The sequence below is a fragment of the Bacillus litorisediminis genome (assembly GCF_022808645.1).
GTDB classification, from domain to species: domain Bacteria; phylum Bacillota; class Bacilli; order Bacillales; family JC228; genus Bacillus_BF; species Bacillus_BF litorisediminis.
The window spans coordinates 12914-37691 of record NZ_JAKZKT010000009.1 but is presented as its reverse complement, the minus strand read 5'-3'; the positions used below and the strand labels follow the sequence as shown (position 1 = coordinate 37691).

Annotated in this window: 25 protein-coding genes and 3 pseudogenes; 3 read left to right on the top strand and 25 right to left on the bottom strand. The window is 36.1% G+C overall.

Translation table 11 applies throughout. From position 1 onward, the window contains the following. Positions 1-82 precede the first annotated feature (82 nt). The 6 genes from MLE14_RS06535 to MLE14_RS06510 all read right to left on the bottom strand — a co-directional run bounded on the left by MLE14_RS06535 (position 83) and on the right by MLE14_RS06510 (position 8020). The gene (locus MLE14_RS06535; protein ID WP_243297556.1) at positions 83-2095 is read right to left on the bottom strand and encodes a S9 family peptidase; all 2013 of its coding nucleotides are present in this window, start codon (positions 2093-2095) and stop codon (positions 83-85) included. 245 nt (positions 2096-2340) lie between these two features. Beyond that, positions 2341-3315 carry an ABC transporter ATP-binding protein gene (locus tag MLE14_RS06530; protein WP_243297555.1) on the bottom strand — a complete coding sequence of 325 codons (975 nt, stop codon included), beginning with the start codon at positions 3313-3315 and terminating at the stop codon, positions 2341-2343. Continuing rightward, a complete protein-coding gene (locus tag MLE14_RS06525) occupies positions 3305-4330 on the bottom strand; it encodes an ABC transporter ATP-binding protein (protein WP_243297554.1) in 1026 nt (341 codons plus the stop codon). The genes MLE14_RS06530 and MLE14_RS06525 overlap by 11 nt, the downstream gene beginning before the upstream one ends. 13 nt (positions 4331-4343) lie before the next feature. Next, positions 4344-5354 carry an oligopeptide ABC transporter permease gene (gene opp3C, locus MLE14_RS06520; RefSeq protein WP_243297553.1) on the bottom strand — a complete coding sequence of 337 codons (1011 nt, stop codon included), beginning with the start codon at positions 5352-5354 and terminating at the stop codon, positions 4344-4346. Continuing rightward, positions 5354-6283, bottom strand: a complete 930-nt coding sequence (locus MLE14_RS06515) for an ABC transporter permease (RefSeq protein WP_243297552.1) — start codon at positions 6281-6283, stop codon at positions 5354-5356. The genes opp3C and MLE14_RS06515 overlap by 1 nt, the downstream gene beginning before the upstream one ends. 78 nt (positions 6284-6361) lie before the next feature. Then, entirely contained in the window at positions 6362-8020 is a 1659-nt protein-coding gene (locus tag MLE14_RS06510; RefSeq protein ID WP_390628353.1) for a peptide ABC transporter substrate-binding protein, read from the bottom strand. 561 nt (positions 8021-8581) lie between these two features. Between MLE14_RS06510 and MLE14_RS06505 the strand changes: the two genes are divergently transcribed. Continuing rightward, positions 8582-9490 carry a LysR family transcriptional regulator gene (locus MLE14_RS06505; RefSeq protein WP_243297550.1) on the top strand — a complete coding sequence of 303 codons (909 nt, stop codon included), beginning with the start codon at positions 8582-8584 and terminating at the stop codon, positions 9488-9490. Between the two features lie 75 nt (positions 9491-9565). On the opposite strand, the gene MLE14_RS06500 is transcribed toward MLE14_RS06505, so the two are convergent. From MLE14_RS06500 to MLE14_RS06480, 5 genes are all read right to left on the bottom strand, one after another. Next, positions 9566-10213: a hypothetical protein gene (locus tag MLE14_RS06500; RefSeq protein WP_243297549.1), complete on the bottom strand. Its 648-nt coding sequence runs from the start codon at positions 10211-10213 to the stop codon at positions 9566-9568. A 205-nt stretch (positions 10214-10418) separates the two neighbouring features. Continuing rightward, positions 10419-11564, bottom strand: a complete 1146-nt coding sequence (locus tag MLE14_RS06495; protein WP_243297548.1) for a PstS family phosphate ABC transporter substrate-binding protein — start codon at positions 11562-11564, stop codon at positions 10419-10421. 295 nt (positions 11565-11859) lie between these two features. Beyond that, positions 11860-12204 (bottom strand): hypothetical protein, encoded by a 345-nt coding sequence (locus MLE14_RS06490; protein WP_243297547.1) that lies wholly within the window; start codon positions 12202-12204, stop codon positions 11860-11862. 45 nt (positions 12205-12249) lie between these two features. Beyond that, positions 12250-12447 carry a DUF4177 domain-containing protein gene (locus tag MLE14_RS06485; RefSeq protein WP_243297543.1) on the bottom strand — a complete coding sequence of 66 codons (198 nt, stop codon included), beginning with the start codon at positions 12445-12447 and terminating at the stop codon, positions 12250-12252. Positions 12448-13008: 561 nt separating this feature from the next. Beyond that, positions 13009-13212, bottom strand: a complete 204-nt coding sequence (locus MLE14_RS06480) for a hypothetical protein (protein WP_243297541.1) — start codon at positions 13210-13212, stop codon at positions 13009-13011. Between the two features lie 204 nt (positions 13213-13416). Between MLE14_RS06480 and MLE14_RS06475 the strand changes: the two genes are divergently transcribed. Beyond that, positions 13417-13596 carry a hypothetical protein gene (locus MLE14_RS06475; protein ID WP_243297540.1) on the top strand — a complete coding sequence of 60 codons (180 nt, stop codon included), beginning with the start codon at positions 13417-13419 and terminating at the stop codon, positions 13594-13596. Between the two features lie 134 nt (positions 13597-13730). Here MLE14_RS06475 and MLE14_RS06470 read toward each other — a convergent pair whose 3' ends face one another. The 7 genes and pseudogenes from MLE14_RS06470 to MLE14_RS06445 all read right to left on the bottom strand — a co-directional run bounded on the left by MLE14_RS06470 (position 13731) and on the right by MLE14_RS06445 (position 18622). Further along, on the bottom strand, positions 13731-13946 hold the full coding sequence (locus MLE14_RS06470; protein WP_243297539.1) for a DUF5316 family protein: 216 nt from the start codon (positions 13944-13946) through the stop codon (positions 13731-13733). Between the two features lie 464 nt (positions 13947-14410). Then, a pseudogene (locus MLE14_RS06465) lies at positions 14411-14971 on the bottom strand (ATP-binding protein). A gap of 294 nt (positions 14972-15265) precedes the next feature. Beyond that, a pseudogene (locus tag MLE14_RS06460) lies at positions 15266-16244 on the bottom strand (beta-ketoacyl-ACP synthase 3). 166 nt (positions 16245-16410) lie between these two features. Then, complete coding sequence (locus tag MLE14_RS06455) at positions 16411-16971, bottom strand: YdcF family protein (protein WP_243297538.1); 561 nt, start codon at positions 16969-16971, stop codon at positions 16411-16413. 235 nt (positions 16972-17206) lie between these two features. Beyond that, positions 17207-17653, bottom strand: a complete 447-nt coding sequence (locus MLE14_RS06450) for a hypothetical protein (protein ID WP_243297536.1) — start codon at positions 17651-17653, stop codon at positions 17207-17209. Positions 17654-17841: 188 nt separating this feature from the next. Beyond that, positions 17842-17982: pseudogene (locus MLE14_RS22715) on the bottom strand (NUDIX domain-containing protein); the annotation flags it as partial. 283 nt (positions 17983-18265) lie between these two features. Continuing rightward, complete coding sequence (locus MLE14_RS06445; RefSeq protein ID WP_243297535.1) at positions 18266-18622, bottom strand: hypothetical protein; 357 nt, start codon at positions 18620-18622, stop codon at positions 18266-18268. A gap of 117 nt (positions 18623-18739) precedes the next feature. Here MLE14_RS06445 and MLE14_RS06440 point away from each other — a divergent pair, with 117 nt between their 5' ends. Then, positions 18740-18919 carry a hypothetical protein gene (locus tag MLE14_RS06440; RefSeq protein WP_243297534.1) on the top strand — a complete coding sequence of 60 codons (180 nt, stop codon included), beginning with the start codon at positions 18740-18742 and terminating at the stop codon, positions 18917-18919. A 398-nt stretch (positions 18920-19317) separates the two neighbouring features. Here the strand turns inward: MLE14_RS06440 and MLE14_RS06435 are convergent, their stop codons facing one another. The 7 genes from MLE14_RS06435 to MLE14_RS06405 form a co-directional block, all read right to left on the bottom strand. After that, positions 19318-19770 carry a GNAT family N-acetyltransferase gene (locus MLE14_RS06435; RefSeq protein ID WP_243297533.1) on the bottom strand — a complete coding sequence of 151 codons (453 nt, stop codon included), beginning with the start codon at positions 19768-19770 and terminating at the stop codon, positions 19318-19320. A 30-nt stretch (positions 19771-19800) separates the two neighbouring features. Next, positions 19801-20220, bottom strand: coding sequence for a DUF5367 family protein (locus tag MLE14_RS06430; protein ID WP_243297532.1), 420 nt, complete (start codon positions 20218-20220; stop codon positions 19801-19803). Next, positions 20217-20807, bottom strand: a complete 591-nt coding sequence (locus MLE14_RS06425; RefSeq protein ID WP_243297531.1) for a TetR/AcrR family transcriptional regulator — start codon at positions 20805-20807, stop codon at positions 20217-20219. Before MLE14_RS06425 ends, MLE14_RS06430 begins: the two co-directional genes overlap by 4 nt. A gap of 210 nt (positions 20808-21017) precedes the next feature. Beyond that, positions 21018-21947, bottom strand: coding sequence for a bifunctional helix-turn-helix transcriptional regulator/GNAT family N-acetyltransferase (locus MLE14_RS06420; protein WP_243297530.1), 930 nt, complete (start codon positions 21945-21947; stop codon positions 21018-21020). Between the two features lie 218 nt (positions 21948-22165). After that, positions 22166-23104 carry a hypothetical protein gene (locus tag MLE14_RS06415; protein WP_243297529.1) on the bottom strand — a complete coding sequence of 313 codons (939 nt, stop codon included), beginning with the start codon at positions 23102-23104 and terminating at the stop codon, positions 22166-22168. A 186-nt stretch (positions 23105-23290) separates the two neighbouring features. After that, the gene (locus MLE14_RS06410) at positions 23291-23701 is read right to left on the bottom strand and encodes a nuclear transport factor 2 family protein (protein ID WP_243297528.1); all 411 of its coding nucleotides are present in this window, start codon (positions 23699-23701) and stop codon (positions 23291-23293) included. A gap of 56 nt (positions 23702-23757) precedes the next feature. Then, positions 23758-24348, bottom strand: a complete 591-nt coding sequence (locus tag MLE14_RS06405; protein ID WP_243297527.1) for an SDR family oxidoreductase — start codon at positions 24346-24348, stop codon at positions 23758-23760. Positions 24349-24778 lie beyond the last annotated feature (430 nt).

The following is a 24778-nucleotide window of genomic DNA, read 5'->3' as shown; positions in this document are numbered from 1 at the left end:
AGAGATTTGTTACAAAAAATAATAAGCCCAATTCACGCATAAAAATGTGGAATCAGGCTTTTACAGTTACTCTGCTATTCTTTTAAATCGGATTAACTGTATTATGCTCTACCATTGTTTGAACTTTATATTGTTCAAACCAATCAATTAAATGCTTAAGCCGTTCTAGACGGTGACTTGGTTTTCCTTTAGATGCGATGCCATGACTTTCATCAGGGAATCGGACTAATTTAGCAGGTACTCCCCTTCGGCGGAGAGCTATATACCATTGTTCGCCTTGCTCGATTGGACATCTATAGTCAGTCTCACTATGCAGAATGAGAGTCGGTGTCTTCACCTTATTGGCATAGCGAATCGGCGAGTATTTCATGACGGTTTCTTCATCTTCCCACATATCAGCTCCGCCTAATTGAGCACTATTGAAATAGAAACCGATATCACTGGTCCCAAACATACTGTAAAGATTGGTCACTGAATTGATCGTGGCTGCTGCCTTAAATCGATTCGTTCTTGTCGTAATCATATTCGTCATGTACCCGCCATAACTTGTACCTGTAACAAAGAGCTGATCTGGATCTATATATTCATATTGATCCAGTACATAATCCAGAAAGGCCATTTGATCCTTATAATCATCGCCTCCCCAATCTCCTACCACCTTTTGCAGAAATTCTTCGCCATATCCCTGACTCCCGCGCGGATTTGTATAAAGAACAGCAAAGCCTTTAGCTGCCATTAACTGCCATTCATGCTGGAATCCATATCCATATGCGGAATGAGGTCCTCCATGGATTTGTAAAACCAAAGGATGCTTTTCCCCTTCTTTTCTTTCCACAGGATGTAAAAGCCATCCTTCTATTTCCAATCCGTCAAAGCTTTTAATTGTGATGTGCTCTGGTGTACTTAACTTTATCTCATTTAGTAAAGGTTCATTCCACTTTGTTAGTTGTCGCTTTTTATTTGGTAAAGGGTGAGTTTGAATCACCAGATCACCTGTTGAGTGACTATGGGCTTGAACAAAAATTGCTTGGTTATCATCAATCATATCAAATGAAGTAATCGTATGTTTTCCCTCAGATAGAGGACCTGTTACATTCCCCTCTAGATCTGTACAAAATAGCTGGACATTTCCACTGTTGGTTACTAAAAAATAGACTTCAGAACTGTCATCATTCCAAACCAGTTTTTGTGCACCTGTATCATAGTGAGCATCAACTCTGATTAGGTTATCAACAGTACGATTTAATTTTCCGCTTATATTTCTTACTTCAAGTGTGGTTGGCGAAACAGCGAAAATATTGAGATTAGAAGAACTCGTTTCTCCGTGCTCGTGGGCAATAAAGCCAATCCACTTTCCATCCGGTGAATAAGAAGCGGCTCTAATAGGTCCTTTTCCCTTGTAAACTACTATTTCTTCCTCTTTAACAAGATCATACTTCCATATGGAAGGAAGATATTCTATTTCCTGATTTTCATCTTTAGAACCTAAATATATTAGATTTTGTCCATCAGGAGAAAATTCAGGTCTATAAAAATCAAAATCATTCTCTGTAATTTTTGTATATTTTTTAGTTTCCAAGTCGTACAAATAAATTTGTTTACGTGTATTTATAAATTGGTGTTCACCGTCTGTTTTATACCGTAAGCGGGTGATAACTTGAACATCGCTTTTCGTTTCATTATTTTCGTCCTGTTCCTGAACCGTTAAAGCTAATGTCTTTCTTGCAGGTGACCAAACATAGTCGACTATGTTTCCTTTGACATTTGTAATAGGGGTTGCTTCCCCGCCTTTTTCTAATGAAATGATCCATACCTGTTTGCTTCCTGTTCGATTAGATAAAAAAGCAAGTTGCGTTCCATCGGGGGACCACTTCGGAGCCGTATCTTTAATTAATCGTTTTTCATCATAATAATATGTAACCTGCTTACTGTTCCCTTCCAAATCGCAAACGCAAATGGAAGAATAGTATCCATCCTTTTCAATATCCATTTTAGTTAAGACATAAGCAACTCGATCTTTTTTTGGTGAAACTTGAGGATCCCCTACAAATTGGAGTTTTAATAAATCTTCTGCTTCTAATAGCCTTTTTCCCATTTTTTCTTCCTCCTACTTTTTATATAAATATTTTCTAAACGACTTTCGCATGGTGATGTTGACAAGAAAAAATCCACTTATGCAATCAGATTTTTTCTTGATGAATTTCTTTGCGGACATACGATCCCTTAATTGCTGTGAATCTTGCTAAAATCGCATGTTTTTACCTAAACAAAGAAACCAGTGTCCGCTAATTCTGCAAAGTCGACTGTCTTGTCATAGATAAAGGAACCAATGTCCTTTAATCAGTCTGCCGTGGTCAGATGGCATGAAACAAAATGATCAGGTTCTATTTCCTGCCACTTTGGTTTGATTTCTGCACACATTTTCAGGGCATATGCACAACGTGTATGGAAACGACATCCGCTTGGCGGGTTCGTAGGGCTGGGAATCGTTCCTTTTAAAATGATTCTTTCACGAGCACGCTCTATTTTTGGATCTGGAATGGGAATAGCTGAAAGTAAAGCTTGGGTGTAAGGATGCAATGGTTTCGTGTATAACTTTTTGCTTGTCGCCAACTCGACCAGATTGCCCAAATACATTACAGCCACTCGATCACTAATATGTCTAACCATTGATAGATCATGGGAAATAAACATATAGGTTAAACCTTTTTCACGTTGTAATTCTTTTAATAAATTTACAATTTGGGATTGGATAGATACATCTAAGGCGGCGATCGGCTCATCAGCTATTATGAATTCAGGATCAACCGCAAGGGCTCTTGCAATCCCGATTCGCTGTCTTTGACCGCCGCTAAATTCATGAGGATACCTATCAGCATGGTTAATATTCAAACCAACGAGCTCTAATAATCCGGATACTTTCTTGTCGAGAAACTCTCGGGATAATTTGGGTTCATGGATGACCAACCCCTCTGAAATAATTTCTCGTACCGTCATTCTGGAATTTAGTGAAGAATAGGGATCTTGAAAAATCATCTGAACTCTTTTCTGGAACCTTCTTTCATCACGTTTACTGAGCCGCTCCCCTACATCCTGTTTATCATAAATAATTTGTCCCTCAGTCGGCTTGTATAAGCGAATAATCGTTCGCCCTAAAGTTGATTTGCCGCAACCGGATTCCCCCACAACTCCTAATGTTTCACCCTTGTAAATATGTAAGGAAACATCATCTACCGCTTTTAATATGGTTCTTTTGCTGAGTCGAAAATGTTTTTTTACATTCTTAATTTCGATTAAAGTATCTTTATGATCCATATTTCACCTCTCCTATTTCAATAGGCGGCTTTACTTTTTGTGCACGTTCATCTAATAACCAGCAAGATGCATAATGATGTTTTGATAATACAGTGGGCTGTGGTGAGTACTTATGACAAACCTTCATGGCATACGGACATCTTTCAGAGAAAGAACAGCCTTCGGAAACTTCGCTTAAATCTGGAGGTGACCCTGCAATGGGAACAAGTGCTTCGTCTTGATCGACGTGCAGCTTTGGCATTGAACTAAGCAATCCCCATGTGTATGGATGTTTTGGTTCATAAAATATTTCTTCAACAGTGCCAACTTCAATCATTTCACCGGCATACATGACAGCAACACGATGAGCCATATTTGCTACAACACCAAGATCATGTGTAATCAAAATAATACTGGTATTTAACTTTTCCTGAAGTTCTTTCATCAGCTCTAAAACTTGTGCTTGAATGGTTACATCCAGAGCTGTTGTTGGTTCATCCGCTATTAAAACTTTAGGATTACATGCAATCGCGATTGCAATCGCAACCCGTTGTCTCATTCCGCCAGAAAACTGATGCGGATATTCTTTTACTCGTTCTTTTGCATTTGGTATTCCTACCATCTCAAGTAAAGCGATTGTTTTATTTAAAGCTTCCTTTTTAGTAAGGGATTGATGCTCCCTTAGCCCTTCCATAATTTGTTTCCCTATTGACATAGTTGGATTTAAAGAAGTCATTGGATCTTGGAAGACCATTGAAATGTCTGAACCCCGTATTTTTTCCATTTGTTTTTCATTAAGTTCCAATAGGTTTACATCCCTGAACATGACAGTTCCTTTATTGACAAAGCTATTCTGTTTTGGCAGCAATTGCATAATTGTTTTAGCAGTTACAGATTTCCCAGAGCCGGATTCACCTACAATCGCTAGTGTTTCTCCTTGGTTAAGATGAAAAGATACACCTCTCAGAACATTACTTTCTCCGTTATAGCTTTTAAATGAAACGTCTAAATCACTAACAGATAGAACTCTTTTCAAATTGGTCCCCCCTTTATTTGCGCATTTTTGGATCCAGTGCATCTCGCAAGCCATCAGCAAGCACATTAAAACAGATCATGATTAAACTGATAACAACTGCTGGAAATATCATTTTATAAGGAAAAAGCATCATAGACTTATAACCATCATCTATCATAATACCCAGCGATGCTAAAGGCGGCTGTAGTCCCAGCCCTATAAAACTTAAAAATGCTTCAAAAAATATAGCGGTAGGTATGGTAAACATCAGGGTTACGATAATGGACCCTAAGGTATTCGGAAGAAGATGCTTTGTAATCAGTCTGAAAGGATTTGCACCAAGAGTCCTTGAAGCCAAAACAAATTCTTGTCCTTTCAATTGCAGGATTTGCCCCCTTACTACACGTGCCATATTTACCCAACCTGTGATTACCATTGCCAATGTAATAGAGATGATCCCCGGTTCAAAAATTAAAATGAATAGAATGATCAAAATCAGGTTTGGGATTCCTACCAGAATCTCAATAATTCTCTGCAAAATATTATCGATGCGGCCACCGAAATATCCAGAGATTCCCCCATAAATAACCCCAATAATTAAATCAAGTGCAGCGGCTAAAAATGCTATATATAATGAGATTTTTGTTCCTTCCCATACTCTTGTCCAAATATCTCTGCCAAACTGGTCGGTGCCAAACCAGTAATTCTCTGAAAGATTTCTGGCTTCATACTGATTAATGCCATTAATATCAACCCCATTAAATCCAAGCCATTCAAGTCCAGCTATTTTAGGCGGTAAGTTAGAATGTAATACATTTTGTTCACTGTACGTATGTCCGCTAAAATAAGGGCCGATTATGGCTAAGATTGTGATCAAAGTTAATATAAAAATAGAGAAAATAGCTCCTTTGTTACGTCGCAACCGAAACCAAGCATCTTTCCAAAAGCTCATTTGGGGACGATCCTTTAATTTCTTCTCCATTTTTCCGACTATCGGATCAGGTTCAAATAAATCTTTTTCTATTAAATCAAGGTTTTGCTGCATTATTGAACCCCTCCATCCAGACGTATTCTTGGATCAACCGCACCATAAAGTAAATCAACCAGGAAGATAATGACAATGAATACTACACTATAGAAGAGAGTAATTCCCATAATAACACTATAATCATTGAGCATTATGGACATCGTAAACTGTTCTCCGATACCTGGAACGGCGAAAATTTTTTCTATAACCAGTGTTCCTGTGAGTAAGTTAACCGTTAAAGGAGCTAACATCGTTAATACTGGTATCAGTGCATTTCGAAGAACATGTCTTACAATCACTTTTTTTCTGCTGATTCCTTTTGCCCTTGAGGTCAATACATAATCCTGTCCTAATACCTCAAGCATTTCCGAGCGAATGAAACGTGCAACAGTCGCAATTACAATGACCGATAGTGCTAAACTTGGCATAATCGTATTTTGGTAGCCTTCCCATAAAGCAGGCGGAAGCCAACCGAGTTTTACACCTATGTAATATTGCATAAGAGCTGCAAAAATAAATGATGGTATAGACATCCCTAAAACAGCAACAAGCACGGCTCCATAATCTATAAATGTATTATGCTTGAGAGCTGAAATAATCCCGAGTAATAATCCAACAATCGTACCAAATACTAAGCCTTGAAAACCAATCAATGCCGACGGACCAATCCGTTCAGCGATAACATCATTTACAGATCGACCCGCATACTTAAACGAAATTCCTAAATCTCCTTGAAGTAAGTTACCTAAGTACTTTACGTATTGAATGGCAACAGGCTGGTCTAATCCATATTTTTGATTTAATAGATTAATTTGATGGTCGGTCAATTCATCGGTATTGCCATATGGAGTACCAGGCAATAACTGCATTAGTAAAAAAGTCAAAGTCACAATGATAAACAATGCTGTTATGACTGAAACAAACCGACGAAACAAATAACGCACCATACGATTCTCACCCCTTTTTATGACTTAAAAGAAGAGGCTGTATCGAAAGATCGTAACCTCTTCTTTTACTAGTGATTTTTACTCGATATATGCCCATTTATAGTCATACTGCGGTAAAGTTGGATGATGTACGACGTCTTTAACATAAGGCTTTCTGATGATAGCAGTTGCATCTTGGTACATCGGTCCAATAGCTGCATCATCAAATAACATTTTTTCAGCTTCAAGCATTAAGTCATATCGTTTTACTTCGTCCAATTCACTCCATGCCTTGTTAATTAACTCATCATAGTCAAGATTGGAATAATCCATCCTGTTAAAGCTTTTGCCTGTAACCCACATATCTAAATAATTGAGCGGATCTGCACTGGATGGAATATAACTAGAAAGAGAAATATCATATTCGATTGCCTTTTCACGTTCTAGTCGGCTTTGAAATGGCTGAATCTCAATATTAATAGTTAACCCATCCAGATTTTGCTCCCACTGTGCTTTTAAATATTCTGCGGTATCTCGATTTACTGTATCATCAGCTGCTAATACATTGAGCTCGATTGAATCTACTCCCAACTCTTCTAAACCTTGTTTGAAGTAATTCTGTGCCTCTTCAATCGTTCCCGTAAAATCTCCATTCAAAGAACGGAATGTTTCTCCAGACGGGGCTTTCGCAATATCAGGAACTAAGTAATAAGTAGGGATGGAACCGTTTTTCAAAATAACATCAGTTAACGATTTCTTGTCCCACGCCATATCTAGTGTTCGGCGAATATTCTCATTAGCTAAATATGTGTTATTATGGTTAAATCTTAAGAATTTAAGTCCAGCTGTTACAGAGGCCGTATAATTTGGATCCGATTTATATCTGTCAATAAAGGCTGACGATACTTCAATTAGATCCACTTTACCAGCTTCATAAAGGTTAACCGCTGTAGACTCATCTTTAACTACAGAAACGTTAATTTCTTCGAGTTTAACCATGTCCGCTTCTCGATAATTTGGATTCTTTTTATATGTCCATCCTTGGTCATGCTGCCAATCAGTTAACATAAATGGCCCATTATATAACACTTTGTCATATTCAGTGCCATATGAATCTCCTGCTTCTTCTACAAAGGCCTGATTAACTGGGAAAAAAGCAGTAAATGCTAAGGAATAATTTAATAATGGACTTGGCCCCTCAAGTGTGACCACTAGTGTTTTATCATCGATAGCCTTTATTCCCAATTCTTCCGGTGATTTTTCCCCATCCATAATGGCCTGTGCATTCAAAATTTTTGCATTTGCGAATGAGTAGGTATAATAACCAACTTCTTCAAACGTTCTTTTCCAGGAATATTCATAATCATATGCTGTAACGGGGTCTCCATTACTCCATACATTATCTCTAAGTGTAAACGTATGGACTAACCCATCCTCACTAACTTCGTGTTTAGAGGCACCAGCTAATACAGGCTCATGATTCTTATCAATTCCGTATAGGCCTTCCATTGTATTGGAAATAACAACACCAGAAATTGCATCATGAGCCTTAACAATGTCTAATGAAGCAATTTCGTCTCCCGCAATGGTACGTAAAACTTGTCCTTGAGGTTTACTATTTTTATCAGTACTGGCTGAAGGATCCGCATTATCAGCGGATTGCTCTGCCGTTTTCTCCGATCCAGTAAAATTACATGCAGCTAACAGTCCTACAAAAATCCATAAAAATGTAATGATTAATAATGGTTTCTTCTTCAAATACATGTCCCCCTTTAATGGTTAATGATTCATTTCAGAAGTACTATTAACCACCACCTCACCTTGTTTTCAGGAATTGATAAGTCATTTGTGATCTAGTTTAAAACTAGATTGATTCGAAGCTTCTACTCTAGAGGTCTCTATCAGAATAATGTTTCGAGCCTCGAATTTTTTAATAATAGTAACATGATTCTGATTTGAATAAATATTGAAAATTTTTATTAGGGCTATAGAGATTCTCTATATTGTTAAAAAGACTCAATTGGATAATAAATAGGTTGAGACAAAAGTACCATCATTTTTAAACGTTAAGCCTTCCACAAAATAAAAAATTTATCAAATTAAATTCGATTCCAAATTGTAATAACCTCATATTATTACCTTTGGCATATAAATATTTTTCTCAATTTATTTCGGAATTCGGAGTAGGCTATTTTTCTCATTTTTCGAAAAATTCCTTATCTTCTTATTAATAGGTTTGTATAATGATTGTTATAAATCTGTTAAAACTATTGATTCATTCTAAAAACTAGCAAATATTTAGACTGAGGTGTTACAAAGATGAATATGGAACAAATCGAAGCATTTTTTTATGTATCATTAACCGGTAGTTTTAGCAGAGCTGGGGAAATTCTTCATATCTCACAGCCATCAGTCAGCGCACGAATAAAAACCCTAGAAAATGAAATGGGATATCCATTTTTTATTCGCAATGGGAAAATGGTTCATTTAACCAAAGAAGGAGAAACTTTTCTTCCGTACGCTAAAATAGTTCTAGAAAACATGCGGGATGCTGTTCTGGCTATTCAGCAGACAAACAGCAAAACAAAAGGGGAAATAAGAATTGCTACTGTATTAACCGTTTCAAATTATGTATTGCCATTTCTTATAAAAGAATTTTGTGAAACATATCCGAATATAAAACTGGTAATCCACACGGTTCGTCATGATCAAGTTCTTGATATGGTACTAAATCATGAAGTACTATTAGGTATTTGCTCCTCTGTCAATCATCCACCCATTAAGACCACCTATCTGTTTGAAGACGAATTAGTGCTTGCAGCCTACCCAGAACACCATTTTTCCACTATAAAGACAATTGGATTCAATGAAGTTTCGAATCAGCCATTGATACTTTTTAATCGCGGTTCATCAGATTGGACCATTCTAAACAAAGCCTTCAAAACTGCAGGAGTCAAACCAAATGTTATTTTAGAGGCAGATAATATTGAGCTCATAAAGCAGATGGTTAGGAAAAAAATGGGTATTAGCTTTCTTCCTCGTTTTTCTATTCAAGAAGATTTACAATCAGGCAATCTGATGGAAGTACCCGTACGCAACCTCCCCCAACTAAGACTTCCTTTTCAATTACTTTATTTAAAAGAAACAAAAATAGATGGAATATTGAAGATCTTTTACAATTTCTTATTAAATAAACTGAATCAAGATGGTTCGAGAAAAGTAATTTAAATCATGAAAAATACACAAACATTTTTGAATATGGCTGTTTTACATAGATTGTTGTTTTTATTTGATTAAGTACTACTAAAGAGCCTCTGATTCAGACATGAATGACTTTGAATTCTGTAATCCTGTCCGAATTCCCCTCTGATTCGGACACCAATCACTTTGAATTCTGTAATCCTGTCCGAATCCGCCTCTGATTTGGACACCAATGACTTTGAATTCTGTAATCCTGTCCGAATTCCCCTCTGATTTGGACACCAATGACTTTGAATTTTGTAAACCTGTCCGAATTCCACTCTGATTCGGACACGAATCACTTTGAATTCTGTAGTCCTGTCCGAATTCGCCTTTGATTTGGACACCAATAACTTTGAATTCTGTAATCCTGTCCGAATTCGCCTCTGATTTGGACACCAATGACTTTGAATTCTGTAATCCTGTCCGAATTCCACTCTGATTCGGACTCCAATGACTTTGAATTTTGTAAACCTGTCCGAATTCCACTCTGATTCGGACACGAATCACTTTGAATTCTGTAATCCTGTCCGAATTCCACTCTGATTTGGACACCAATGACTTTGAATTTTGTAAACCTGTCCGAATTCCACTCTGATTCGGACACGAATCACTTTGAATTTTGTAAACCTGTCCGAATTCCCCTTTGATTTGGACACCAATGACTTTGAATTCTGTAATTCTGTCCGAATTCCACTCTGATTCGGACACGAATCACTTTGAATTCTGTAAACCTGTCCGAATTCCCCTATGTTGGGCACAAATTGGTATTGAGAAGCCTCAAAGCTTACGAAAAAAGCTTCAAATAAAGAACCGACTTCTCTTGTAATAGAAAAGTCGGTATTTGAATAAAATCAATATTTTAAAAATAAGATTCTTTCAATCGCAGTTCAAGCATATAGCTTTTTAACTCGATTTAATCAACAGGCACATACCCAGTTAAATCAATAATCTTTTGTCCTTGCTCAGACTGCATCCATTCTATAAATTCTTCAACATGCGGATTTCCCGTACTGGAAGTAATGGCATAAAACTCACCGATAATCGGATAGGTTCCATTTTTTATATTTTCTTTTGAAGGTTCCACACCCTCAACGGCGATAAATTTAATTTTTCCATCTTGAACCATTTCCTGTGAGAAAAACCGGAATGAATAGCCAATTGCATTGGTCCTATTTTGATAATTCGTGGTTTCCCTGATGATTCCGCCCATAGCAGAAACAATATCTTCTGAAGGCGGGTCCATAAGAGGGGTATTACCCATCAAATTTAATAATGCCGATTGGCTGCCGCTTCCCTCAGGTCGCTGAAAGGCCCGGATTTCTTCATCCTTTCCGCCAACCTGATTCCAATTGGTAATTTTGCCAGAATAAATACCTTGAATCTGTTCGATGGTCAGTTCATCCACAGGATTATCAGAATGAACAAAGAACACAAACGCCTCTCTTCCAATCGGGGTCATATGTAATTCAATTCCCATCCTCTTTGCCATATCCATCTGTCCTTGAGATGGCTGAGCAATAAATATGATATCAGCTTCTCCATTTAATAAACGGTCAAATGCTCCGCTCGTCTGATTGGAAACAACCTCGCTGTTTTCCAATGAGTACTCTTTTTCTGGGTAAACCGCTTGAGCAAATGCGGAATATACAGGGTATAAAGCAGTTGCTCCATCTAATTTCGGGAGATTATCTTCAATTTTAAAGGTAGATTCTTCTCCTAGTGAAACAGCTTTTGTATTTTCAATAAAAGGACGATAGGCAGATAAATCTACATCTTGTGTACTGACAACTTCTAAACTCTTTAAATAGGTTTGATACCCTTCAAAAGCTGCCCAGGAAATCGCACATAAAATAAGAAATACAATCGTACCCATTTTCGGTATTTTCTTCTTTAATTGACCATAGATTGCTAGAATGGCAATGATTATTAGTCCGATTGTAATGATAATATAAAAAGGGACATAAAACTCAGCATCCCTTGAAAGTGCTGCCATTATTGTGATCACAAAGCCCCCTATACCAAATGCAATTATGATGAGACTTGAGACAAATAATCTCATGGTTCCCCTCCTTTGTATATGAATGACTCAACTTTCGTAGGTCGTTCTAACCATGGCAGATGGCTAAAGGACATGGGTTCCGATATCTGAAAAAAATCGCGGAATTTCAGAATTAGCGGGCACCCGTTCCTTTATTTTAGGTAAAAACATGTATTTTTCATGATACAGCAAACAACGGAACGTATGTCCTATAATTTTCCAAAAAGAGCATTTTTGATAAAATAACGAATCGTATGTCCGCAAAGAAAATTATTAAGGCAAATCTTATTTAATCCCGGAAGCATTCTTGCCGAGTTTATCCTATGAAAATTGAGCTTATAAATCTATGACCATTAAAAGATAATTTTTTAAACCTTTTTTGATTTAAAACGGCTAATGAGACGAAGGTAATTACAGCTATAACAGCAATTGCTATCCGATTGTATAATAATCCGAGTCCAGCGCTTATTCCGTCTGTTTCTGTTGCAAACCACCAATAACTTGAAAGAGCAAGTATTAAAATGTTAACAATTGTAGCAGCAAAAAACGATGACCAAAGTTTATAGCTTTTATTAAATAGAAAAATCGCTAAAAACAGAGATCCTATCAATGAAAGAATCATTAAACTGAAATAAAGAAGTACTCTTATTTCTTCTATCATCAAAAAAACCCTCATTTGACTTTTATGAAGTTCTATTACAATAATTTACATAGATTTTCTTTTCATAACAGCAATAACTTCCCTGGAAGTTCCCTGTCCATAACTAGTATCGAAGCAAGAAATTAGTTCCCAGCCATCTCTTCCATATTGATTAAGTTCATTTTCAAATTCTTGTTCATCAATTTTCCCCCCAAAGAATCCCCCTGGCTTAAACTTAATTGTTTTATATTCCCATACCTCCATATTTTTCTCCCCCAATTGACTTTCTATATTTTTGATTATAGATATCCTATTTCAAGGTTAACATTATATTCCAAATATAGGAACGTTTTTTACATAAAAAATGAGACCAACTATAGTAGTGATCTCTCCAAGTGATAATTTATTTCATTTTGTAACCATATAAAAATATTCCACAATTTTAAGCAAACGATTTTTAGTACTATTTAAAAACGAACTGAAATTAGCTTGTTTTTGTTGTAACTTGGTATATTGTCCTGCGATAATCAAATTAGCAGAAAAAAACACTATTTAAAAATATCTATGACTTTTTTATTTAAAGATAATGGGAAACAAAGTACTGATGATGGGAATGGACATATAGATGATGGTGATGACTTAGGAGAGTAGGAAATAAATTAGAAGCCAGCAACACATCATCTACTAAACTTTTATCAATATTTATTCATCATTACATGAAATATCCCGAGCCATACTTTGTAATAAAGGGCGGCAACACTTATTCAAGCAATACTCTTAAACTTTAGATACTGTTTAGTATGAAAATCAGCTATTTAGTTTTGATTATCTTTTTACCCTTTGATTGACCTCATCCAATATGTCGAGTAATTTTTCAGATGTACTAGCCCGGTAAAACTCATTGAGAGTTCGTTTTCCATCCCTTAGATCTTGTATAACAGAAGTAATGTCGTCCACAACATCCTCTTCAATTTCTCCTGCTTTTATCATGCTTTCCAATTCACTCGCCATTTGTAAGGTTCGATCCATGGCTTTTCCTCCTTTCATAGTATCCTATCCTACCTATTAACAACTCTATACATATCATTCCTTCTTCTCCCAATTATTAATCAAATTTTTGACCTGCGATAAACACAGTCTTATCCCGTTTTTAAATAGCCATCCTGAAAATACTTTGGTTTTATTTCCTTTCAATAAAACCATACTAAATATTAAAAGAAAGGAGGAGATACAATGACTGAAGAATCTGGCTCTAAAAAGGAATTAAAAGGTAAATCAGCAATTGACCCTTCACGCCAAAAAGGGTTTAACGAAGAAATAAGTGCGGAAAGCCTAGCAAAGAAAGCGCTTGATGAAACAATTCGAGATGGCGGTGCCTTTGCCAGCGAAAATCCTAATCGATTCAAGCAGTGAAAAACTTATGGTTACCCTATAATCAATCGTGTATTCAAATAATAATAGGTGCCTTTTCCCCGCTAAAAAACATATACAGCAAGGAACTGGCACCAGATATCCAGTGAAACTGCATATTTTCTCCCCGGCGTTATTTAATCTTTGAATAGAAAATAGATGATCCCGGAAATTACAAAAGCAAGGATTCCAACCAAAAAAGAAATATACGCAATTTTTGTTCTTAATCTCCTATCTACAGCAGTTTCTGAATGAAAATTTCCTCTTTGCCGGTCTCCACTTACCCATGCACCAACTAATAAACCAGAAATAATAAAACACGTTACACCCACAAATAGAAAAAATTGGAACAAATAACTCCCCCCATTCAATCATTTTTCAAATTATACGAATGAATTTTTGTTTGATATTCCTCATTAGCAGCAATTTCGTAGAATGTAATAAGCAAGGAGATTTATTGGTATGGGACAGGTGATTTTTGAATGATTCACGGCAAGTAACGAACCTATGTCCTATTATCTTCTAATACGAGTGTTTTCGAGGAAATCACGGAATGTATGTCTGTAATAAAATCATCAAGACAGTCCGCTAATCAGCCGATCCCCCCTTGCGAAGTAAATAAAAGGCTTCAGCCATTTACATAAAATCTTATTCACCTTTTAATCTTTTTACTTCTTTTTCTAAATAATCCAATCGTCTATGAATTCGATAAATGATTGGAAGATATGCAATGATAACAATAATTACCCACCACATATATATCTCCCCTCCTTAAAACAGTACTTTGACACCAAAAATGTTCCTAGCTACACTCTATTCATAAATTTTGGGCTATTTTAACAATTCCCCGCGAAACGGACTCAACTTCATCCGTATTTTTGATAACGAATAAATAATCCGCTTCCCCTTCTATAGGTGCTGAAATTTCAATTTTATGAGACTTAGCCAACTGACGGGTAAGCACTTCCTCAAATGAAGTAGCACTCCTAAATATTGCTTTGCTCCGCTGTGATGTATCGACTCGCTGTCGAAGAATCTGATCTGGTATGTCAAAATGAACCAGGATACTGACAAACCCTTTATTATGAAAAAACTCGAGCAAATCCAATCAATTTTTGCGAGACCGATTTGAATTGCAGATAATCAAATGATAATTTGAATGATTAATAGCATAATCTACAATTGTTTGAGTAATTGCGTGTTTGAAAGTATTAGGTCCTTGTTTTGGCTGCAATGTTTTGTAATAAGTATTGATGAATTCGGCATGGTTATCTTGATCAATCACAACCGAGTTGAATAACATCTTTTCTAGAGCTCTAGCGAATGTTGTCTTTCCGCTATGTGTTTTTCCGACTGTCATAACCAATACCCTTTTAATAATTATCACCTCATCTCCGAAAATTCATATTTAATTTTTTTATTGGCCTAATTGGATAATCTTATTTATATAACTTCTGTTTAATAAACTATATTTTTTTAAATCTCATCATTTTGCTTTTTCAGTTCCTCGATTCTTTGTTCTTGTTCAACGTTAAGTAAAAGAATCTTTCTTTTACTGACCAATACATTCAGTTTTATTTTACCATATAAATCCATTTCCCTGTTATAAAAAAAGTCCCTCCAATTGAAGAGACTAATATTTTTACTATAGATTTGTTTTCGTTTATTCAGTTTACAAATTCCACTTAATCAGCAGTCCAGCCTGTGCCAAACCTCCTCCAAAGCCATATAATAATAACTTATGGCCATTTTGAATGTTCCCCTCGAGTAAGCCTTTATTTAGCGATAAAGATGGTTGCCGAAGAAGTGTTGCCATAGTCCACTAAGCTGTACAATGTTTTCTCTATTGGAAACTCGATTTTCTCACAGATTGATTCAATCATCCTTAAATTTGCACTATGGGGTACAAACCAATCCACTTCATTTAAAGAAACGGAGGCTTTTTCCATAACCATTTGCATCCCTGTCGGAACTGTGGAAACAGCCCACTTATAAACCTCACGTCCATTTTGAACGATTTTTCCGCTATGATTAATTTTCTCTTCGAAAATGTGATTTGAGAGATCAGAACAATATAAATGATTTCCTTTTTCTCCTTCAGACATTAGATAATATGAAAGAAAGCTGGGCTGGACTTCGTCATATTCTACAAGAACTGCTCCTCCTCCATCTCCAAATAAAATACAGGTAGTTCGATCTGTATAGTCTGTAACTTTGGATAAGGTTTCGGCTCCAATCACTAGAATTTTCTTGTGTAAGCCTGATGTGATCAGCCCATTGGCTACATGCAGTCCGTAAGTAAATCCGGCACAGGCTGCGTTTAAATCAATAGCTCCGGCATGTTTAATCCCTAATTTTGCTTGAACTAATGAAGCAACACTTGGAGTTTTAAAATCGGGTGTAATTGTACATACAATAATCATATCTACATCTTCTACTGATTTGTCATAGCGTTCCATCAAATTTCTTACAGACATACAAGCAATATCACTTGTAAATTCTTTCTCATGAGCAATTCTTCGCTCTTTTATACCCGTACGTTTTACAATCCATTCGTCATTGGTCTCGACCATTATTTCTAAATCAAAGTTCGTTAACTTCTTTTCCGGTACGTATGCGCCAATAGCAGTAATGCGAGCTTTCGATTCAATCATATTACAGTCACCTCATCTATAATTATCAACCAAATATATTTTATCACTTGTTATTAGGACTAGGTACTAATTTTTTATGAAAAAATAACCACTTTGATTGGGTGGTTATCTCTGCAGGCTTGAAGCCTAGTTTCTTTAATTATAAAAATCCATACTTTGAAAATTATTTTCCCGTAATCTTCATTTTAAATATCGCTGCGTATTCTCTCAGTTTCATTGGAATCTTAACAACCTCAGGTGTTTTTGCAGCTAAAGGATAGCCTTTTATTCCGACATTCTCCGCTAATTCTATAGCTCGATATAAATGAAAGTCATTGCTTACAATCACTGCCTGATCTATATCAAACAGCTCTTTTGTAAATTTTAGGTTTTCATACGTTGAAGTGGACCGATTTTCTATTAAAATTCTTTCAGATGGTATTCCGTTTTCATCTAAATATCGCCTTAACGCCTCTGCTTCTGTTATATCCTCACCAGGCCCTTGCCCACCAGTGACAATTACCTTTGTATGTTGATTTTGTTTAAGGTATTCAAGTGCTTTATTAGCACGATATAGAAGGGCTAACGACATTTCTGATCCATTTACCTTAGCACCCAGGATAATCAGATACGGGATATTATCGGGAGGGGTTTCCTTGGCTGTTGATGTTATTTGATAATTGAAATATAGAACAAGAAGAATTGGGATCACAATAATCGCGAGCAGAATGTATATTTTTTTCAATATTTCACCCCTTAGTCATATCAGTCGTTATTAATAGTTTACAAGAATTGTAATAAAGATGTAGCTGGTTTATGAAAAATGAGCTTCTGCTTTAGTAAGGTCTTAGTATTTAGTTATTCAACATAATGTTGAGATTCCATTAACGATCTGTAATCCCCATTGAATTCTATCAAAAGGGTTCACAGTAAAAATCCAGCCATAAAATCCTCCCAAATTTTAATGAACCATAAAAGTATTAATCATTGATATTGACAACAAACGTATAAGATACTTCCCCATTGTCCCACTGTCCTACTACTTCATAAATATATCGGCCCTTATTTTCTGGGATTGATATTTGATTATTTTTAATATCAATTTCCTTTAATCTCCCTTCTTTATTCCATAGATAAACAGTAATCTTAGGATCATTTTCAATCACTATATCAACCTTGCTATGACTATTCGAAGAAATCGGACTGAAATGTTCAGCGATTTGATATGGCGAAGCTGCATCTGTTTGAACTACCTCAGTATTAAAACCCTGTTTTCTTTCCCATCTGTAGTTACCCGCTTCCATTTGGTATTCTTTGTTATCGATTATGATTTTACCGGATGGTGAAGGCGGAAACTCATAAGCTCCAATTTGCTGACTGCATCCTACAGATAGTAGCAACAAAATAATAGAAAAAATATACTTCATTTGGTCCCCTCCCTTTCATTCAAAACTGAGCCAGATTTAAATTGTTTTAATGCCTCAACTACTGCCCGACTTTGATGATCTCGGAATAATTTTTCTATTGCCTGATTTAGGTGAATCCATTATAAGATGTGATCAGTTTCAGTTGGGTTCCTTACTTGCTTTCCCATCTTACAAAAATAAAATGGCCTTCATTTGGAATATTGACTTGCAGAATAAAAATATCTTCGGGCACACCCTATAAACGGACCTGCTTCAATATCCATTCCCATTTCTTCAAGGGCTTCTCTTTTTATACACTCTTCGTGTGTCTCATTTTTTACAATTCCGCCTCCCGGAAGAAAACGATTCCATCACTTGTTTGAATAATTTTTTTTTGTTCTTTACACAATATACAGAAGATCTAAGTATGTATTGTTTACCGGCTTCTTTATTACCGAATGTTCGGTATCAATTAATTTTCCCCTGCTACTTTATTCTTTTTTACTTTAATTATATTTTACCATAATTAACCATTGCATTAAAAATCCTACCCACTTTTCGGGTTTCTTTTTTTGATACCTCTATTTCCCTCATAGCAAAACGCAGGAATACTCAGATCCCTGCGTTTTAAATTTAATTGTTAATAAATTCATCAATCGTTTCTTTGTCATCCCCAATTGAGTAGGTTCTTAAAGTAACCTCACTGCCCAAATCCACTTCTTTACCTTCTATTTGACTTTGAGCTTCTTCAGATAAACGATAATGTACATCTTGTCCGTCAACCGCTATAATAACCTCTTCATTTGTCTCAATACTTTTTAATATTCCTATTATTTTTGCTGCTTCTTCTCCAGCAAGTACTGTTCCAGCTACATCACCTGTAGACCCTTCCCCAGTTTCTACCTTTTGTTCACCGGCAATTCCACATGCACCCAGGATTGATAATAACAAGCAGCAAACAATCCCTATAGCTATATTTCGAATGTTCAACATTTCTCCCTCCTTTATCCCTTGTATCTTATTAGTCGGAAGAAATTTCTAATTAGTTACATCCTCAAACATCTATATTGTAAAAGTCGGTCATTAGAAGGCGTAGATTGCACATAAATGATCGGAACGGCACATAATCTGCGTGGAACGGCACATAATCTTCGTGGAGCGTCTCATAATCTGCGCGGAGCGGCACATAATCTGCGCGGAGCGGCACATAATCTTCGTGGAGCGGCACATAATCTGCGTGGAGCGGCTCATAATCTGCGTGGAGCGGCTCATAATCTGCGCGGTTAGGCACATATCTTCATGCAACGGCACATATCTTCCTGGAACGGAACATAATCAGTGTGGAGCGGCACATAATCTGCTTGGAGCGGCTCATAATCTGCGTGGAGCGGCTCATAATCTGCGCGGTTCGGCACATAATCTTCCTGGATCGGCTCATAATCTGCGTGGTTCGGCACATAATCTGCGTGGAGCGGCATATAATCTGCGTGGAGCGGCACATATCTTCCTGGAACGGCACATAATCAGTGTGGAGCGGCACATAACCTGAGCGTTTCGGCACATAATGCAGTGTGAATCGACACATTTTCAGCAAGAAATTTAAAACAAAAAAACGGCAAGCATTTATGCGCTTGCCTAGTTGCACTTATCACGTACTCGAATCATGTCTCTTACCCCGTCTTACCTTACAAATCCTGGGATAACCGAATCATATCCCTGCAATGAATTCCGTTTTCATATATTTCTTCTGGATAATGCCGTAAGAAAAAGTCTAAATCCACTCCAATAATTCTAAAACCACATTTTTGATAAAGAACCAGCTGTCCAATACTTGAATTTCCAGTGCCAATCTCAATTGTTTTGAAACCTCCTGCTTTAGCTTTTTGAATAGCACTATCCACCAACTGTTTCCCAATCCCTTTACCTCTATAACTCTCTGCAACTGCAATATTCACAAGCTCCACCGTTTTGGGTCTGGTAGGAATCAGTACATATACCCCAAAAATTTCTTGTTCACTTTCTGCTACGAAACATTCGCCCCTATTTACATATTCTTGAACGATCACCTCAGAAGGATCAGCTAATAGCAACAATTCCATTGGAGGTTTTTCATCTCTATTGAGTTTTCTAATATTCATAGAACCCTCCTATAAAAAAATATTAACACTCTATAAGTCAACCTCATGCTTTCGGCGCTTATTTCTTTGCTGATTAATCAAGGCAGGTATTATTAAATATAATGCATATGCAAAACACATCCACGCCGTAAATGCAATAATCTGTGAATCATCTAATTTAGGGAAAACTAAATGGTGATTTGATAAAGTAATTGTATCCAACGATAAACCAACTATCGTTCCAATGATTCCAAACTTTAATGGCGCATGTTTTGATTGATTAAACTTGAGATAAACGTATGTAACACCGTACAACAAAAATGCTGTGCCGATTATTAATAACAATGTGCTGATTATAAAAGCATCGGTTCCGGGACTAAAGAGGACATGTTCTCCAAGCAGGACAAAAAACATGGTTGCACAAAACCATACTAAAAGACCCCAAAATGCAGTGATCAAATATCCTTTCATTGCTTTTCCTCCTTTTCAAGCAAATGACTAAGCCCCTTAAACAACTTTTCAATCTCTTCATATGTTTTTTCTACGGGAAAATCTTTTTGTAATAATGCTTGTAATGCTATCCCGTCAACAATTGCATTAAAGAGAATTCCCCACGTTTCAAGGGAAACACCTTCTATTGGTGACTTTGCCCATACATCAGATAAATTTTGAATGAGAGTGTTATTTTCTGATAAAATAACGTCTCCTAATTGACTTCGCATTTTTTCATTATTAAAACTCGATGCAACCAATGTTAAAAATAATTTATGAAAAAATGAATCATAGGAACAACGACTCTTAGCAGATTCAATGGCTTGACTGACGAAATATTGATTACTTTGGTTGGATATTTCTGTCCAAGATCGTTCACAAATATCTTCAACAATTTCTAATAACAACTGTTCCTTCGTTCTAAAATGGTAATAGACTGTCCCCTGTGTAACTCCTGCTGCCTCTGCAACAGCCCTTAATGTAAACTTTTCTATCCCGTTTTCAACTAAACAATCCTTCGCACTTTTAATTAGATCTACCTTACTTATAACATTTGGTTTCGCCATTTTATCACCCTCTACTTAGTTATTCAACTAACTAACTCTTTAGATGAATTTTACCACTAACTATTTAGAATGACAACATTTACTTCTGAAACAGAGGGACGGTTCTTGCGTTTCAATGCTCCAAACTCCCTTTATCTTATTTAACAATTTCAGAGGAAGATTACAAATGAGAGGAAGGGATTTTTATTATCCCTTCCATTTAGTTAATCATTAATTTAGGTTAGAAAGGTCCAGATCCCATCGTTCTTCAATCAATTTCGATCCAGTCCATTCATCATTTGGTTTTTCTTCCGTTAGCCTAAAATTATATTTTTGGTAAAGATAACGAGCTGTTTTTAAGATGTTCACAGTCCATAAAAACACATGTTGATATTGCTGCTCCTTACAAAAATTTAGTGCTGTCTCGATTAGTTTTTTTCCAATGCCTTTTCCCTGATAGTTTTCATCAATAATAAACCATCTCAGTTGTGCAACAGTATCAGTCGATTTCGTTATTGCAATAGAACCAACAACTTCATTATCTATTTCAGCAACCCATAGCTCTCCCCCATCGGTATTTATCATAAATTCTGTTAGACCCTTCATGACATAATATTCAAACATCCGTCCAAAATGATATGTAGTGTCGTATAACTTTCCATGGAGGCAGGCAACATATCCAACATCACCAGGTTGAAAAGGCCGAATGAGAACTTCAGACTGGGATGAAGGTTTTCCCGTAAATATGGATTCAATTGTTTCCATAGAAGTTACTAACTTGGACAGTTCATTTTTTGATAGATGCTGAATCATTTTATGTACTCCACGATTTGCAATTTGAACCAAGTCTTCATAAATTTCGATGCCATATGCGGTGAGAAAAAGTGAATACTGGCGTTTATCCTCGGTTGAATGTTTTTTCATGATAATGTTTTCGTCTTCAAAACGTTGAATAATGCGGCTCATATAGCCCCGATCTATTCCAAGATTTTCTCTGACTTCAGTTGCCGTACAACCGTTCCTATAATGGATCTCTGTGATGACACGCGCTTCAGTCAATGTAAATGGTTGATTATAGATTTCCTGATCAATTTTTCCTAATACGTTTGCATAGTATCTGTTGAATTTTCTAATTTTTTCCACATAATGAACAGATCCCATAGAGATTCCTCCTAAAAATTCAGAAATTTCTAAATCAACAATAGTATAAAATACATTAGTTGACTCAGTCAACTATAAATTTGAATCATCTTCCAAATGATCTACCTCTTCATTAACCTTTGTATAGCAAAATAAAAGTGCAGCACATTTGCGAAGAAGATATGCAAAGTGCTGCACGATATTTCTTAAATCAACGAACCCGTTATCGGATAAAACATTCAAAGTAAATATCCAAACGATTTAAGCAGTTTATACCGATTTACGGTCAAGATCCCTTTCCAGTATCTTCTCGAAACCGCAAATTCTTCTGGATAACCTCCCCAATTCCATGAAATATCCCATGTACCTTCATCTGAGATTGTCTCTATGTAAAAATTCAAGTTTTGTTCAATTAAATCACTGAATTTTTCAGAAAGCGGATGCTCGGGACTGTCTATAAAGTCAAGAGGAAGTGATTTGTAACCCGTTGACCATTCTGATGCATCCCATTCTACAGACTTTTCAACGAAAGACATGACTTTATTAGAAACTTCACTTAAAGAATAGTGAAACCTTGTATTAAATGTAGTTTTGTGTAAATTCATTATTTTAATTAACTGTTGATAATTATTGATTTCATGTCGTTCCATTTCATTAGCTTTCATTAAACGATCAATTGCTTTTTCAATGGCTGACCATCCTATTTCTGAGGTTTCACTCTCTTCAGAAGACCAATGCACAAGAAACGCAGCGAGCTCTGCACTAGGATTAAACATCCATTTCTCCTGCACCCCCTCTTCCCAATGCCACCAAGGTGCGTGTGGATACTGATTGGTTTCTGGCAGTACCGATGCCCACATTCCAGTTTCTTTATCATACGTATTTACCAAATATGAAATCATAGATTTAACTATTTCATCTGTTGGATTCGCTCCGATTTCTATTAAAATCTGTCCCGCTGCCCATGTGGCCATTGGTGATGAATACGGCGACCAAAAATCAGGTTCAATGCCATGCCCAAACCCGCCATCCTTATTTTGAAAAGCAGACAAATAGTGTATAACTTGATCCTGCGAGTAACCTTCAAAAAAATATTCCCATCTTGCAGCCTCTAACGGCCTAGCATTTCGTTTAATCCATTTACTAGACTTACAAACTGCTTTATTCGATATTTTCATTTTAATATTTTGATCTCCAATCTTTTTGTTACTTCAATAATGTCATAGTAACTGGCAAATTGTCCATTAAGCAATTTAAAGAAATAAAGTATATAACTTCGGTTTTCACTAAATTTATAAGTATATCTTCACTTTTTTCAACAAGCGGTCACTATCTAGTAAAAATTGTTCATGTTCAAAAAACCTTTACGGGGCAGCTTGTATTACATATGAGGTAATTTCTTTTATTGTATTTTTCCCTGTACTAATAAAATGGTACACGTTGCAAAATTCATAAGCCTTGCTATCTCCCGATTTTAGGATGCCGTTGACGGCACCTGTTTTACCATGTGTAATGATTGTATGTATATTAATTTCAATCATTTTATCAGTATTTCTTCTTTGTAATAGTTCAATAACTTCATTGATACCGCTAACTGTTTTGAAACCTACTATATTCCAGCAAACGTTATCAGCCGTATACTTAGTTATAAAATCTATATCATTCCTAGCAAAGGCAATAATCATGTCCTTTAATAAAAATTTTCTTGGTGAATTTCCGCAATCTGCTGGAGCTATTACCTTTATCTCTAGGCAATCAGAATAATTATTTTCCATAGCCTCCACTCCTTTTAAAGTATTATATATTGTTATTTGATGTGTCCTGTTATATTCTAACTTCGAATAAATCCACCTTCTGAATGTATAATCTGACCGGTTATCCAGTTTGCGTCATCGCTAGCAAGGAAGGCAATAAGCCGTGCAACATCTTCTGGAAGTCCAATACGTCCCATTGGGAATTTTGGTAATAGGTGCTCTCTTATTTCATCAGTCATCCACGTTGAATCTGTCGGTCCCGGGTTTACCGCATTTACCGTGATCCCTAATGGGGCTAGTTCTGCAGAAAGTGACCTCGTAAAGGCTGAAATCGCTCCTTTAGTTGCTGCATAAGCTAACTCACCGGGCATTGGGCCTAATTCCTGTCCAGAAGTCATATTTATGATTCGTCCAGTTTCTAATGTGGATTTCTCAAAAAGTCGTGCAAACTCCACACTGAGCAGAAAAGTTGACCTCATATTGACAGCATAATGAACCATATTTACAATCTCTTGTTGAAATTTCTCTATCCATGTAATATCAGATTTCCAATGTGTAAAAAATATATCGATACCTTGAGAAGCTAGTTTCCTACAAATAGCTATACCTATATCTCTTGGACTACTAGCTCCTGTAATAAGTGCAATTTTATTTTGTGAATGATTCATTTTAGTTATCTCCGAATTAGTAGATATTACCGATTAGTGTGTTGAATTGACAAAAAGATAAATAACCATAAATAAACAAAAACAACTAAGAAGGAAAAGAGTTATAAAGAAAACTTTCTGCCAGAATCCCCCTTTAAAATAAATATTAACTAAAAAATAATAAATAGATGCACTTCCAAAAATAAATAGTAAAAACTCCTGGAGATTATTAAAATCTAACTTCAAGGAATTATTCATATATAAATCCATTTTTTTATTGACAGAAAATGGAACAGTAACGATGGTTAAAAGTAACCCTCCAAAGATGAAAATACCAATTACATTTAGCAGTGTTCTTAAACTAACTTCTTTTTTGGTTACAATTTTAATATTTTGGTGTAGTTCAATATTCGTTAGCACAATGCCCTCGCACAAATTACTCAAAGTACAG

Coding starts and splice junctions, on each gene's coding strand:
- MLE14_RS06535 (WP_243297556.1), bottom strand. CDS start 2,095: ATGGGAAAAAGGCTATTAGAAGCAGAAGATTTATTAAAACTCCAATTT.
- MLE14_RS06530 (WP_243297555.1), bottom strand. CDS start 3,315: ATGGATCATAAAGATACTTTAATCGAAATTAAGAATGTAAAAAAACAT.
- opp3C (WP_243297553.1), bottom strand. CDS start 5,354: ATGCAGCAAAACCTTGATTTAATAGAAAAAGATTTATTTGAACCTGAT.
- MLE14_RS06515 (WP_243297552.1), bottom strand. CDS start 6,283: ATGGTGCGTTATTTGTTTCGTCGGTTTGTTTCAGTCATAACAGCATTG.
- MLE14_RS06505 (WP_243297550.1), top strand. CDS start 8,582: ATGAATATGGAACAAATCGAAGCATTTTTTTATGTATCATTAACCGGT.
- MLE14_RS06495 (WP_243297548.1), bottom strand. CDS start 11,564: ATGAGATTATTTGTCTCAAGTCTCATCATAATTGCATTTGGTATAGGG.
- MLE14_RS06490 (WP_243297547.1), bottom strand. CDS start 12,204: ATGATAGAAGAAATAAGAGTACTTCTTTATTTCAGTTTAATGATTCTT.
- MLE14_RS06485 (WP_243297543.1), bottom strand. CDS start 12,447: ATGGAGGTATGGGAATATAAAACAATTAAGTTTAAGCCAGGGGGATTC.
- MLE14_RS06480 (WP_243297541.1), bottom strand. CDS start 13,212: ATGGATCGAACCTTACAAATGGCGAGTGAATTGGAAAGCATGATAAAA.
- MLE14_RS06475 (WP_243297540.1), top strand. CDS start 13,417: ATGACTGAAGAATCTGGCTCTAAAAAGGAATTAAAAGGTAAATCAGCA.
- MLE14_RS06450 (WP_243297536.1), bottom strand. CDS start 17,653: ATGAAGTATATTTTTTCTATTATTTTGTTGCTACTATCTGTAGGATGC.
- MLE14_RS06440 (WP_243297534.1), top strand. CDS start 18,740: ATGATCGGAACGGCACATAATCTGCGTGGAACGGCACATAATCTTCGT.
- MLE14_RS06435 (WP_243297533.1), bottom strand. CDS start 19,770: ATGAATATTAGAAAACTCAATAGAGATGAAAAACCTCCAATGGAATTG.
- MLE14_RS06430 (WP_243297532.1), bottom strand. CDS start 20,220: ATGAAAGGATATTTGATCACTGCATTTTGGGGTCTTTTAGTATGGTTT.
- MLE14_RS06425 (WP_243297531.1), bottom strand. CDS start 20,807: ATGGCGAAACCAAATGTTATAAGTAAGGTAGATCTAATTAAAAGTGCG.
- MLE14_RS06420 (WP_243297530.1), bottom strand. CDS start 21,947: ATGGGATCTGTTCATTATGTGGAAAAAATTAGAAAATTCAACAGATAC.
- MLE14_RS06415 (WP_243297529.1), bottom strand. CDS start 23,104: ATGAAAATATCGAATAAAGCAGTTTGTAAGTCTAGTAAATGGATTAAA.
- MLE14_RS06410 (WP_243297528.1), bottom strand. CDS start 23,701: ATGGAAAATAATTATTCTGATTGCCTAGAGATAAAGGTAATAGCTCCA.
- MLE14_RS06405 (WP_243297527.1), bottom strand. CDS start 24,348: ATGAATCATTCACAAAATAAAATTGCACTTATTACAGGAGCTAGTAGT.